At 74.7% G+C, this 14,770-nt stretch carries 1 protein-coding gene; it reads left to right on the top strand.

Annotation, left to right across the window (positions count from 1 at the left end):
- Positions 1 to 2 precede the first annotated feature (2 nt).
- On the top strand, positions 3 to 14,762 hold the full coding sequence (locus AMK26_RS16320) for a non-ribosomal peptide synthetase (protein WP_107420956.1): 14,760 nt from the start codon (positions 3 to 5) through the stop codon (positions 14,760 to 14,762).
- Positions 14,763 to 14,770 lie beyond the last annotated feature (8 nt).

Below are 14,770 nucleotides of genomic sequence, written 5' to 3'. Positions count from 1 at the left end.
AGATGACCAACCGCGGCTTTGTGGATGTGTGGCCGCTGACCCCCCTTCAGCAAGGGATGTTCTTCCACGCTCTCGAGGACGAAGGCGGCAGCGACGTCTACGTCATCCAGATGGCGCTCGACCTGCGCCGCGCCGTCGACGCCGGGGCGCTGCGCGGCGCGGTCGCCGAGGTGCTGCGCCGCCACGACAACCTGCGGGCCGGCTTCCGCAACCGCAAGAGCGGCGAGCCGGTCCAGGTGATCCTGCGCGCCGCCGAGCCGCAGTGGGCCGAGGCCGACCTGTCCGCCCTGCCTGGGCCGGAGCGGGAGGAAGAGCTGGCGAAGCTGCTGGCCGCCGACCGGTCCCGCCGCTTCGACCTGTCCAGGCCGCCCCTGCGGTTCACCCTGGTGCGGCTCGCGGAGGACACGTACCGCTTCGTCTTCACCGCCCACCACATCCTGCTCGACGGCTGGTCGATGCCCCTGGTGCTCGGCGAGCTGATGCACCTTTACCTGCACGGCGGCGACGCGTCGGGGCTCCCCCCGGCGGTCTCGTACGGCGAGTACCTGGCCTGGCTGGGCCGACAGGACCGCGCCGAGGCCGAGCACGCCTGGAAGCTCCGGCTGGACGGCGTCAGCGGCCCCGCCCTGATCGCCCCCGGTGCCGCCGCCCGGGGCGCGACGCTGCCGCACACCCTGCTGGAGCCGGCTCCCGAGGGCCTGGCCGGCCGGCTCACGGCCGCCGCGCGCGCCCTCGGTGTCACCCCCAACAGCGTGGTCCAGGGCGCCTGGGGCCTGGTGGTGGGCCGGCTGACCGGGCGTGACGACGTGGTGTTCGGCGAGACGGTCTCCGGCCGGCCGCCGGAGCTGCCCGGCGTCGAGTCCATGGTCGGCATGTTCATCAACACGCTGCCCGTACGGTTCCGGCTGGACGGCGCCCTGACACTGCGCCAGGCCGTGCAGCGCCACCAGGCGGCCCAGACCGAGCTGTTGCCGTACCAGTACCTGGGCCTCACGGACATCCAGCGCGCCACCGGTCACGGGGAACTCTTCGACACCATGGCGCTGTTCGAGAACTACCCCGTCGACACCGACGCGCTGTCCGACGCCGCCGAGGGCATCGGCGCGGTGGCGGCCACCACGGTGGACGCCACCCACTACCCGCTCAGCCTCGAAGGCGTCCTGCGCGGCGACGAGCTGAACTTCCGGCTCGACATCCGCCCCGACCGCTTCACCCCGGAGGACGGCCGGCTCATCCTGGCCCGCTTCCTGCGCGCCCTGGAGACCATCACGGACGAGCCCGAGCGCACGCTCGGCGAGGTCACGCTGTTCTCCGCCGACGAGCTGGCGCGGCTGATGCCGGCCGCGGCAGCCGCGGCCGGGAACGCCGGCGCCGCCGAGGCGGACACGGCCGAGTACCGCGCGCCGCGCGACGACCGCGAGCGGCTCCTCGCCGGGCTCTTCGCCGAGGTCCTGAAGTGCGCCCGCCCGGTCGGCGCGGACGACAGCTTCTTCGCGCTCGGCGGCGACAGCATCAGCTCCATCCAGCTGGCCCACCGGGCCCGCAAGGAGGGCGTGCTCTTCACCCTGCGTGAGGTCTTCGAGCACAAGACGGTCGCCAAGCTCGCCGCCCTCGCCCGCGTCGCGGGCGAGGCGGCCGCCGGGACCGGCGGCCGTGCCGACGACGGCGTCGGCACCGCCGCCGCCACCCCCGTCATGCGGGAGCTGCTGGAGCGCGGCGGCCCGCTCGGCCGCTTCAACCAGACCATGACCGTGCCGCTCCCGGCGGGCCTCGACGAGCCGGCGGTCCGCGCCGCGCTGCAGGCCCTGCTGGACCACCACGCCATGCTGCGCGCCGCCCTGGACGCCGGCCGGGCCGAGCTGACGGTGCCCGCCCCGGGCGCCGTCAGCGCCGCGGACTGCCTGGTCCGGGTCGCCCCCGGCGACCGCGGCGCGCTGCCCGCCCGTACCGCCGAGGCGATCGCCGCCCTCGACCCGACGGCCGGCCGCATGGTGCGCGCCGTCTGGTACGACGCCGGCCCCGGGACCGAGGGCCAACTCACCCTCGTCATCCACCACCTGGTGGTGGACGGCGTCTCGTGGCGGATCCTGCTGTCCGACCTGGAGGCCGCCTTCACCGCGCTGCGCGCGGGCCGGACCGTCACCCTGGAACCCGTGGGCACCTCCTTCCGCAGCTGGTCCCGGCTGCTGACCGAGGCCTCGGCCGCCCCCGCCCGTAGCGCCGAGCTGCCGCTGTGGCGCGAGATCGCCGCCACCCCGGACCCGCTGCTCGCCGCCCGCCCGCTCGACCCCGCCCGCGACACCGCGGGCACCGCACGCCGCCTCACCCTCTCGCTGGACGCCGGCGTCACCGGGGAACTCCTCGGCCGGGTGCCCGACCTCTTCCACGCGGGCCCCGACGAGGTGCTGCTCACCGGCCTCGCCCAGGCCGTCGCCCGCTGGCGCGCCGAACGCGGCACGCCCGGCGGCGACCCGGCCGGCCCGGTCCTGGTCGCCCTTGAGGGCCACGGCCGTGAGGAGCTGGCCGACGGCGTGGACCTGTCCCGCACGGTCGGCTGGTTCACCAGCGCCTACCCGGTGGCAGTCGACCCGGGCAGTGCCCCCGACCGCCCCGGCGCCGCCCTCAAGGCGGTCAAGGAGCAACTGCGCGCCATCCCCGACAAGGGCATCGGCTACGGCCTGCTGCGCCACCTCAACACGGACACGGCCGCCGAACTGTCCGGCACCGCCACCCCCCAGGTCGGCTTCAACTACCTCGGCCGGATCGGCGAGGCCGGCGCGGCCGAGGCCGCCGCCGAAGGCACCGTCGGCTCCCTCGCCGGCACCGGCGACGACGCCATGCCGCTCACCCACCTCCTCGACCTCAACGCCGCCTCGGTCGCCTACCCGGACGGGCAGCGGCTGGTGGCCTCCTGGACCTGGCCCGGCGAGCTGCTGTCCGACGCCGAGGTGCGCACCCTGGCCGGGTACTGGTTCGAGGCCTTGCGCGGACTGGCCGCGGCCGCCGCCGAGCCGGGCGCAGGCGGCCGCACCCCGTCCGACCTGCCGCTCGTCACCGTCTCCCAGGAGGAGATCGAGCGCCTGGAGGCCGCCGACGGAGGACTCGCGGACCTGCTGCCGCTCTCCCCGCTCCAGAGCGGCCTGCTCTTCCACGGCCGGTACGACGAGACCGCCTCCGACGTGTACACCATCCAGTCGGTGCTCGAACTGCGCGGCCCGGTCGCGTCCGACACCCTGCGCGCCGCCGCCCGCGTCCTGCTCGAGCGCCACGGCAACCTCCGTGCCTGCTTCACCCTCGGCGAGCACCCGCTCCAGGTCGTGCCCGCCACGGCCGACCTGCCGTACACCGAACTCGACCTGAGCACCCGGGACGAGGCCGACCACGCCGCCGCACTGGAACAGTTCCTCGCCGAGGACCGGGCCCGGCGCTTCGACCTGGCCGTGCCCCCGCTGCTGCGCTGTGCGCTGGTCCGCCTGGCGGAGGACGTCCACCGGTTCGTGCTCTCGGTGCACCACATCGCCGTGGACGGCTGGTCCATGCCGCTGCTCGTACAGGAGCTGTTCGAGCTGTACGGGATGCTCCAGCGCGGAGAGGACCCCGCGTCCCTGCCCGCGCCCGCCCCCTACCGGGACTACCTGGAGTGGCTGGCCGGCCAGGACCGGGACGCGGCTCACGCGGCTTGGCGCGAGGCGCTGGCCGGACTCGACGAGGCCACGCTGATCGCGCCGGAGGCCGCCGGCACCCCGTCGGTCGTGCCCGACCGGCTGCGCACCGACCTCCCCGACGAACTCTCGGCACGCCTGGTCGATGCGGCCCGCCGGCACGGCCTGACCGTCAACACGCTGGTGCAGGGCGCCCTGGGCCTGGTGCTCGGCGCGTCTGTGGGCCGGGACGACGTGGTGTTCGGCGCCACCGTCTCCGGGCGCCCCCCGGAACTGCCCGGCGTCGAGCGCATGATCGGCCTGTTCATCAACACCCTCCCGGTGCGTTTCACCGCCGATCGCGGCGCCACCCTCGCGGAGGTCTTCCAGCGGCTCCAGGAACAGCAGACCCGGCTGACGGCCTGCCAGTACGTCGGCCTGGGGGAGATCCAGCGCCTGGCCGGCCTCGCCGAACTCTTCGACACGCTCGTCGTGTTCGAGAACTACCCCGTCGAGCAGGAGTCCCTGGAGCAGTCCGCTCGGCACCTGGGCGTCGTGGACGCCGAGGTGCGCGACGCCGTGCACTACCCGCTGGCCCTGCTGGCCGCCCAGCGCGGCGAGCGCATCACCCTGGACTGGTCCTACCGCGCCGACGTGCTCGCCGAATCCTGGGTACGGGAGACCGCCGACCGCTTCCAGCGGGTGCTGCGCGCCTTCGTCGCCGACCCGGCACTGCCCATCGCACGGCTGGACCTGCTCACGGCCGGCGAACGCCGGCGGTTGCTCCAGGACTGGAACGACACCGCCCTGGAGGGCACCGGCCGGTCCGTCGCCGGGCGCTTCGAGGAGACGGCCGCCCGCACCCCGGACGCCGTCGCCCTGATCACCGAGGACCGTGAGTTCACCTACGCGGAGCTCGATGCCCGGGCCAACCGCATGGCCCACTGGCTGCGTGCCGCGGGCGCCGGCCCCGAGCAGTTCGTCGCCGTACAGCTGCCGCGTACAGGGGACCTCGTCGCCGCGCTGCTGGCCGTCCTCAAGGCGGGCGCGGCCTACGTACCCGTCGACCCGGCGCTGCCCGCGGACCGCATCGCCTACATCCGCGAGAGCGCCGCCCCGGTGCTCACGGTCACCGAGGAGGCGGTCGCCGCCGCGGACCTGGACGCCTTCCCGGCCACCGCCCCCGCCGAGGTGCGCCTGCCCGACCACGCCGCGTACGTCATCTACACCTCCGGCTCCACGGGCCGCCCCAAGGGCGTGGTCCTGAGCGGCGGCTCCATGGCGAACCTGCTCGACGCCGCCCAGCACGTGCTGCGCCTGACCCCGGGCGGTCGGATGGTGGCGCTCGCCACCGTCGGTTTCGACATCGCGGTCATGGAGCTGTTCCTGCCGCTGACCACCGGCGCGACCGTCGTCCTGGCCGGATCCGACACCGTCAAGGACCCCGAGGCACTGGCCGGGCTGATCACCCGTACCCGGGCCACCGTCATGGAGGCCCCGCCCAGCCTGTGGAACGTCCTGGAGAGCGCCGTGCCGGACGCGCTGCGCGGACTGCACAAGGTCACGGCCGGCGAAGCGCTGCCCGCCGACCTGGCGGACCGGCTCCGCGTCCTCGGCGGCACACTGACGAACCTCTACGGGCCCACCGAGACCACCGTCTACTCCACCGGTACCGTCATCGACGACACCCCCGGCGGCATCACCATCGGCCGGCCCGTCGCCAACACCCGGGTGTACGTGCTGGATGCGGCGCTGCGCCCGGTGCTCCCGGGCGTCGCCGGAGAGCTGTACATCGCGGGCGCCGGCCTGGCCCGCGGTTACCACGGCCGCCCCGACCTCTCGGCGGAGCGCTTCGTGGCAGACCCCCACGGCCCCGCGGGCAGCAGGATGTACCGCACCGGCGACCTGGTCCGCTGGACCGGCGACGGCCGGTTGCACTACATCGGCCGCACCGACTTCCAGGTGAAGCTGCGCGGCTTCCGCATCGAACTCGGGGAGATCGAGGAGGTGCTGGCCGCCCACCCGGGGGTCGGCCGCGCCGTCGCAGGGGTCCGCGAGGACCGGCCCGGTGACCGCCGGCTGGTCGCGCACGTGGCGTGCGCCGAGGGAGCCCGGCCCGAGCCGGAGGAGCTGCTCGCCCACGCGGCGGCCGCGCTGCCCGGCTACATGGTGCCGTCGGCCGTCGTCGTCCTGGACGCGCTGCCGCTGAACGCCAACGGCAAGGTGGACCGGGCGGCCCTGCCCGCCCCGGAAACCACCGCGGGCGAGAGCGGGCGCGCCCCGCGCACGCCCGCCGAGGAGACCCTGGCCGTGCTCTTCGCGGAGGTCCTGGGCCTGCCGCGGGTCGGCGTGGACGACAGCTTCTTCACCCTGGGCGGGGACAGCATCCTCACCATGCAGCTGGTCGGCCGGGCCCGCAAGGAAGGCCTGGTCCTCACGCCCCGCGAGATCTTCCAGCACAAGACGGTCGCGGCCCTCGCGGCCGCGGCCCGAACCGCCGGGCAGGACGCCGAGGCGCCGGCCGTGGTCACGGGCGACGGCGTCGGCGAGGTGCACATCACCCCGATCATCGACTGGCTGCGTGAACTGGGCGGCTCCATCGGCCAGTTCAACCAGACCATGTCGCTGCCGGTGCCGGCCGGCGCCACCCTGGACACCGTGACCGGCGCGGTGCAGGCCGTCCTGGACCACCACGACGCGCTGCGCATGACTCTCAACCGGATCGCGGAGGACATCGGCTGGTCCCTTCGGACCGCGCCGCCCGGCACGGTGGACGCGGCCACCCGCGTCCGGCGGGTCGACGCGGCGGCACTGGTCGCCGCCGGGCTGGGAGAGGCCGAGCTGGACGCCCGGGCGGCCGAGGAGGTCGCCGCCGCGCAGGCCGGCCTGGACCCCGACGCCGGGGTCATGGTGCGCTGCGTCTGGTTCGACGCCGGCCCGGAAGCGCCCGGACAACTCGCCGTCATCGCCCACCACCTGGTCGTGGACGGCGTCTCGTGGCGCATCCTGCTGCCCGACCTCGAGACCGCCCTCACGGCCCTGACCGCAGGGCACCGCGTCGAACTGGACCCGGTCGGCACCTCCTACCGCGAGTGGGCCAAGCGGCTGGCCGAGCAGTCGACCGCACCCGAGCGGATGCGCGAACTGCCGCTGTGGCGCCGGATCCTGGCCACCCCCGACCCGCAGCTCACCCCCCGCCCGCTCATCCCTGGCCAGGACACCATGGGCTCGGCCTCCTCCTTGCGCCTGAACCTGCCGCCGGCCATCACCGAGCCGCTGCTCGGCCAGGTCCCCGCCGCCTTCCGCGCCGGCGTCAACGACGTCCTGCTCACCGCGCTCGCCATCGCCGTCGCCGACTGGCGCGAGCGCAGCGGGCGCGGCACCGGCAGCGGGGTCCTCATCGACCTCGAGGGCCACGGCCGCGAGGACCTGTTCGACGGCGTCGACCTGTCCCGCACGGTCGGCTGGTTCACCAGCCTCCACCCGCTGGCCCTGGACCCCGGCGCGCACGGGGCCGACGAGCTGTTCTCCGGCGGCCCGGCCGTCGGCACCGCCCTCAAGGCGGTCAAGGAACAGCTCAGGGCGATCCCCGACAACGGCATCGGTTACGGACTGCTGCGCCACCTCAACCCGCAGACGTCCGCCGTGCTCGCCCGCGGCGCCAAGCCCCAGATCGGCTTCAACTACCTGGGCCGCCTGGGCTCCATGCCCCTCACCGAGGGCCTCGACGAGCCGGTCCTCAGCGCCGACCTGTCCTCCGTCGCCGACGCTGCGCTGGGCCTGCCGCACCCGCTGGACCTCACTGCCACCGCCGTCAGCCACCCCGACGGGCCGAGGCTCTCCGCCGTCTGGATCTTCCACCGCGAGCTGTTCACCGCGGAGGAGATCGAGGACCTGGCACGTACCTGGTTCCGGGCACTGGAGTCGCTGGTCGCCCACGTCAAGGCCGCGCCCGAGGACGCGGCCGGCGGGCTCGTCCCCTCCGACCTGCCCCTCGTCTCCCTCACCCAGGACGAGATCGACCAGCTCGAGGCCGCCCAGCGCGGGCTCACCGACGTGCTGCCGCTCTCCCCGCTCCAGGAGGGGCTGCTCTTCCACGCCCTGTACGACGAGCGCGGCGCCGACGCCTACACCACCCAGATAGCCCTCGACCTGCGCGGCGAGCTGGACACCGGGGCACTGCGCGACGCGGCCCGGGCCGTTCTGCACCGCCACGACAGCCTGCGCGCCGCCTTCCGGCCGGGCGCCCGCGGCCAGTCGCTCGCGGTCATCCCGCGCGACGTCGAACTGCCCTGGCACGAGAGCGACCTGACCGGTCTCGACCCCGCCGAGCGGGCCGCCGAGCTGGACCGGGTCACCGCGGCGGGCCTGGCGCACCGTTTCGACCCGCGCCGCCCCCCGCTGCTCCGCTTCACCCTGATCAAGCACGGGGAGCAGGCCCAACGGCTGCTGCTGACCAGCCACCACATCCTCTTCGACGGCTGGTCCGGCCCGGTCGTCCTGGCCGAGCTGTTCGAGCTGTACGGCAACGGTGCGGACGCCGGCAAGCTGCCCGCGATCACCCCGTACAAGGAGTACCTGGCCTGGCTCGCAGGTCAGGACCGGGACGCCGCCGAGGCGGCATGGCGGGAGGCACTGGCCGGGCTCGACGAGCCGGCCCTGGTGGCGCCCGCCGACCCCGGCCGCGCGCCGCTGCGGCCGCGCTCGCTGCACGTCGCCCTGACCGAGGAGGCCACCGCCGCCCTCACCGCGGCCGCCCGCCGCTGCGGCCTGACCAAGAACACCGTCGTCCAGGGCGCCTGGGGGCTGCTGCTGGCCGGGCTGACCGGCCGCGACGACGTGGTCTTCGGCGAAACCGTCAACGGCCGGCCCGCCGAACTGCCCGGCGTGGGCACCATGGTGGGGCTCTTCATCAACACCCTGCCCGTCCGCGTCCGGATCCGGCGCGAGGACACCCTGCTCACCCTCTTCACCCGGCTCCAGGACCAGCAGGCCGCCCTGCTGCCGCACAAGTACCTGGGACTGACCGACATCCAGCGGACCACCGGCACCGGCACCCTCTTCGACACCTCCACCGACTTCGACAACTACCCGGTGGACGCGGAGCACCTGGAGGACTCCGCGCAGGGCCTGGGCATCGTGGACGCCGCCATCCAGGACGGCACCCACTATCCGCTCCAGCTCGGCGCCTCCGACAACGGCCGGGTGCTGTCCCTGAAGCTGGACTACCGCCCCGACCTGTTCGACGACGACTCCGCCCGAGCCCTCGGCGAGCGGCTCCGCACCGTACTGGAGCTGTTCACCGCCGACCCCGCGCAGCCGGCCGGCACCCTCGACCTGCTCGACGCCGCCGAGCGGCAGCGGATCCTCGTGGAGTGGAACGACACCGCCCGTGCCGTCCCCGACGGGGACGTCGCCGCCTTGTTCCGCGCCCAGGCGGCCCGCACCCCGGACGCGCCTGCCGTCGTCCACGACGGCACCACCCTGACCTACCGGGAACTCGACGAGCGCTCCGACCGGCTCGCCGGCCGCCTCGCCGCCTGCGGCGTGGGCCCGGAGACGCCGGTGGGCACCCTCCTGGAGCGCTCCGCGAGCCTCCCGGTCGCCCTGCTCGCCGTCCTCAAGGCGGGCGGCGCGTACGTGCCGCTGCGCGTCAACGACCCGGCGGCCCGGCTGCGGCGCATCGTCACCGACACCGGTGCCCCGGTGGTCCTCGCGGACGCGGCGCTCACCGGGCGCGCCGCCGGGCTCGGCGTCACCGTCCTCGCCGCCGACGAGGACCTGCCGGGCGAGGCCCCGCGGCCCGCCGTGCACACCGCCCAGCGCGCGTACATCATGTACACCTCCGGCTCCACCGGCCTGCCCAAGGGCGTGGAGGTCACCCACCGCGACATCGCGGAACTGGCCTTCGACCGGCGCTGGGAGAACGGCGCCCACCAGCGGGTGCTCCTGCACTCCCCGGTGGCCTTCGACGCCTCCACCTACGAGCTGTGGGTGCCCCTGCTCACCGGCGGCACCGTCGTCGTCGCACCGGCTGGTGACCTCGGCGTCGCCGACCTGGAACGGATCCTGGCCGCCGAGCGGGTCACCGGTCTCTGGCTCACCGCCGGCCTGTTCCGGCTCGTCGCCGAAGAGTCGCCCGGTGCCCTCGGCACCGTCCGCGAGGTCTGGACCGGCGGCGACGTGGTGCCCGCGGAGGCCGTCCGCCGGGTCCGCGCCGCCTGCCCCGGCACGGTCGTCTGCAACGGCTACGGCCCCACCGAAACCACCACTTTCGCCCTCAGCCACGCCCTGGGCACCGACGCGCCGGTCCCGGCCCGGATCCCCATCGGGCGCCCCCTCGACAACATGCGGGCGTACGTCCTGGACGGGTCGCTGCGTCCCGTCCCGGCCGGCGTCGAGGGCGAGCTGTACCTGGCCGGCGCGGGCCTGGCCCGCGGCTACACCGGCCGGCCCGCGCTGACCGCCGGCCGGTTCACCGCCGACCCGTTCGGTCCGGCCGGCGCCCGCATGTACCGTACCGGCGACCTGGCCCGGTGGACCCGTGACGGCGTCGTGGAGTTCGCCGGACGCGCCGACGACCAGATCAAGCTGCGCGGCTTCCGCATCGAGCCGGGGGAGATCGAGGACCGGCTCGCCGGTCACCCGGCCGTCGCCCAGAGCACCGTCGTGGTCCGTGAGGACCGCCCCGGCGACAAGCGGCTGGTCGGCTACGTCGTACCGGCCGGGCCCGGGGACGAGGACGCGCTGGCGGAGTCGCTGAAGGAGCACCTGGCCGCCGGGCTCCCCGACTACATGGTGCCCTCCGCCCTCGTCCTCATCGCCGCGCTGCCGCTGACCGCCAACGGCAAGGTGGACCGCAGGGCCCTGCCCGCGCCCGACCACGGCCCGGCCGGCGAGCGGCGCGCCCCGCGCGACGAGCGCGAGACCGTCCTCACCGCCCTGTACGCCGACCTGCTCGGCGTGCCGGACGTCGGCATCGACGACCACTTCTTCGAGCTGGGCGGCCACTCGCTGCTGGCCACCCGCCTGGTCAACCGGATCCGCACCGCCCTCGGCGTGGAGGTTCCGGTCCGCGCGGTCTTCGAGGACCCCACGCCGGCCGCGCTGGCCGTCCGGGTCGCCGCCGCCGGCGCCGCCCGCCGTCGGCTCACGCCGGTCGAGCGGCCCGACGTGGTCCCGCTGTCGCATGCCCAGCGCCGGCTGTGGTTCATCGACTCGGTCGAGGAGGGCGACGGCTCGTACAACATCCAGCTCGCCGCCCGGCTGCTGGGCACCGTCGACACCGACGCTCTCCGGGATGCCCTGCGGGACGTGGTCGAGCGCCACGAGAGCCTGCGCACCGTCTACCCCGCCGACGGCGGGGTGCCCAGGCAGCACGTCCTCGCCGCGGACAGCTTCCGGTTCGACCTCGACGTCCGCGAGACCACCGAGGCCGGGCTCGACGCCGAGCTCACCGAGCTGGCCGGCACCCGCTTCGACCTGGCCGCCCAGCTCCCGCTGCGCGCCTGCCTGCTGCGCCTGGCCCCCCGCGAGCACGTCCTCGCGCTGGTCCTGCACCACATCGCCGGCGACGGGTCCTCCCTGGCCCCGCTCGCCCGGGACCTGGGCACCGCCTACGCGGCCCGGCAGGCCGGACGGGCGCCCGAGTTCACCCCGCTGCCCGTGCAGTACGCCGACTACGCCCTCTGGCAGCGGCAGACCCTCGGCAGCGAGGACGAGCCGGACAGCGACTACGCCCGCCAGCTCGGCTACTGGCGCACCACGCTCGCCGGGCTGCCCGAGGAGCTGGGCCTGCCCACCGACCGGCCGCGCCCGGCCGAGGCCCGACACCCGGCCGGCGAGGTGCCGCTGGAGCTGCCCGCCGAGGTCGCCCGGCGGATCGAGCTGCTGAACGCGCAGACGGGCGCCAGCCACTTCATGGTGCTGCACGCAGCCGTGGCCGCGCTGCTGCACCGGCTCGGCGCGGGCACCGACATCCCGCTCGGCACCGTGGTCGCCGGCCGGGGCGACGAAGCTCTCGACGACCTCGTCGGCTTCTTCGTCAACTCGCTGGTGCTGCGCACCGACGTCTCCGGCGACCCGGCCTTCCGGCAGCTCGTCGACCGTGTCCGGACCGCCGACCTGGAGGCGTTCTCCCACCAGGACGTGCCCTTCGAACGCCTGGTGGAGGAGCTGAACCCGGTCCGTACCCTCTCCCGCAACCCGCTGTTCCAGGTGGCGATCAGCCTGGAGAACAACGAGGAGGCCGACCTGGAGCTGCCCGGCCTCACCCTGGCCCCGCAGCCGATGCGGGGAGCTCTGGCCAAGTTCGACCTGTCCTTCAACTTCGGCCTGGCCGAGCAGGGTGGGCACAAGGTCGTCGGCGGAACACTGGAGTACAGCACCGCCCTCTTCGACCACGCCACCGCCCGGGCGATCGCCGACCGGCTGGTGCTGCTGCTCACCGCGGCCACCGAGGACCCCGAACGGCCCGTCGGTGACATCGACCTGCTGCTGCCGCACGAGCGGACCCTGCTGCTGGGCGAGGTCAACGACACGGCCGCCCCCGTCCCGTCCGGCACCGTCACGGAGCGGTTCGCCCTCCGTGCGGCGGACACCCCCGACGCGGTGGCCGTCACCGCCGGGGACACCCGCCTCACCTACGCCGAACTGGACGTCCGCGCCGACCGGCTGGCAGCCCGGCTCGCCGGGGCCGGCGTCGACCGGGGCGACCGGGTCGCCATCCTCCAGGAGCGCTCGGCCGACCTGGTGGTCGCCACGCTCGCGGTGCTGAAGGCGGGAGCGGTGTACGTCCCGCTCGACGTCCGCTACCCCGGGCACCGGCTGGAGCTGATCGTCGCCGAGACGGGAAGCAAGGTGCTGCTGACCGACGCGGCCATGGCCGGCGTGGAGTTCCGCCACGACGCCCTGGTTCTGCGGGTGGACGACGGCGCGGACGGCACCGGTACGGGCCCGCTGGGCACGCCCGAACCCGCCCGGTACGCCGACGAGTTGGCGTACATCATGTACACATCCGGCTCTACGGGCCGGCCCAAGGGCATCGGCATCACCCACGGCAACATCGTCTCGCTCGGCGCCGACCGGAGCTGGGACGCCGGCCACGCCGCGGTGCTGATGCACTCGCCGCACGCCTTCGACGCCTCCACCTACGAGATCTGGGCCCCGCTGCTGGGCGGCGGACGGGTCGTGGTGGCGCCCTCCGGGCAGCTCGACGCAGCCCGGCTCCGGCGGCTGTCCGACGAGGACGGGCTCACCGCCGTCTTCATGACCACCGCCCTGTTCAACCTGCTGGCCGAGGAGGACCCGGGCTGCTTCGGAGGGCTGGCCGAGATCTGGACCGGCGGCGAGCAGTGCTCGCCCGGGGCCTTCCAACGCGTGCTGGACACCTGCCCGGACACCGCCGTCGTCCACGTCTACGGGCCCACCGAGACCACCACCTTCGCGACCTGCCACCCGATGCGCGCCCCGCACCGAGCCTGCCGCAACGTGCCCGTCGGGCGCCCCATGGACAACCAGCGCGCGTACGTCCTCGACGACCGGCTGCGGCCCGTCCCGGTCGGTGTGCCGGGCGAGCTCTACCTCGGCGGCACCGGCACCGCCCGCGGCTACGACGGGCGCCCGGGCCTGACCGCGGAGCGCTTCACCGCCGACCCGTACGGGGCTCCGGGCGACCGCATGTACCGGACCGGCGACATGGTCCGCTGGGACGCGGACGGGCGGCTGGAGTTCGTCGGCCGCGTCGACCACCAGGTCAAGATCCGCGGTCTGCGCATCGAGCTCGGCGAGATCGAGGCCGTGCTTGAGGCCCAGCCCCAGGTGTCCCGCACCATGGTCACCGTCCTGGAGGAGCAGCCCGGCAACAAGAAGCTGGTCGCCTACGTCGTACCGGTGCCCGGCGCCGACCCGGGCGGACTGCGTGACCAGCTCGCCCGCAAGCTGCCCGACTACATGGTCCCGGCCGCCTTCGTGGTCCTGCCCGACCTGCCGCTGAACGCCAACGGCAAGGTGGACCGCACGGCGCTGCCCGCCCCGGACTTCGGCCCGGCGGCCGGCGGGCGCGGCCCCCGCGGCCCCCGCGAGGAGCTGATGTGCCGGCTCTGGGCGGAACTGCTCAAGCTGGACCGGGTCGGCATCGACGACAACTTCTTCGAGCTGGGCGGCGACAGCATCGTCTCCCTGCAGCTCACCAGCCGGGTCCGCGCGGTCTTCGGGGCCGAGCTGTCCAACCGGGCCCTCTTCCAGGCGCCCACCGTGGCCGGCCTCATGGAGCTGCTGGGCACCGCCGGCGAGACCGGCGGTGACGCCTTCGACGTGGTGCTGCCGCTGCGCGCCGGGGGCAGCGCGCCCGCGCTGTTCTGCCTGCACCCGGTGGGCGGGGTGAGCTGGATGTACTCAGCGCTGATGCGGCACATCGACAGCGACCACCCGATCTACGGCATCCAGGCCCGCGGCCTGAACGGGCCGGCCGAACTGCCCGGCTCCGTAGCGGAGATGGCCGAGCACTACGCCCGCGAGATCCGCGAGGTGCAGCCCGAGGGCCCGTACCACCTGCTCGGCTGGTCCATGGGCGCGCTCATCGCGCACGAGGTGGCCGTGCAGCTTCAGCGCCAGGGCGCCGAAGTCGGCCTGCTGGTCAACCTCGACCAGCCGCCGATCCGCTCGGAGGAGGTCGGCGGGGAGTATGTCGCCGCCGACGAGCAGAAGGTGCTCACGGTCCTGCTGGACTTCGTCGGACGGGATCCCGGGATGTTCGGCGACGGGCCGCTGGAGCACGACAGGGTGATGGCCGTCCTGCGGGAGGAGGGCAGCGCGCTGGCGACCTTCGACGACGCCCACATCCTGCGGATCGGCGAGGTCAACAACAACAACTGGCGGCTGACGCTGGACTTCGAGCCCGGCGTCTTCGACGGCGACGTGCTGCTGGTGGTGGCCACCCGGGACGAGGACCGCCCGGACGGCAAGGCGGAGCACTCGGCGGCCCTGCTGCAGCCGTACGCCACGGGGACGGTGACGCCGTACGAGGTCGACTGCGAGCACCGGCAGCTGCTCCAGCCCGTGCCGGTCGCCGAGGTCGGGCGCCTGGTGCGGGAAGCCCTGCGGAGCACTCCGCGCGGCTGACCGCCGCG

It is taken from the genome of Streptomyces sp. CB03234 (genome assembly GCF_001905885.1).
GTDB lineage: Bacteria > Actinomycetota > Actinomycetes > Streptomycetales > Streptomycetaceae > Streptomyces.
The sequence above is the reverse complement of the archived record's forward strand: the minus strand, read 5'-3'. Positions and strand labels throughout refer to the sequence as shown.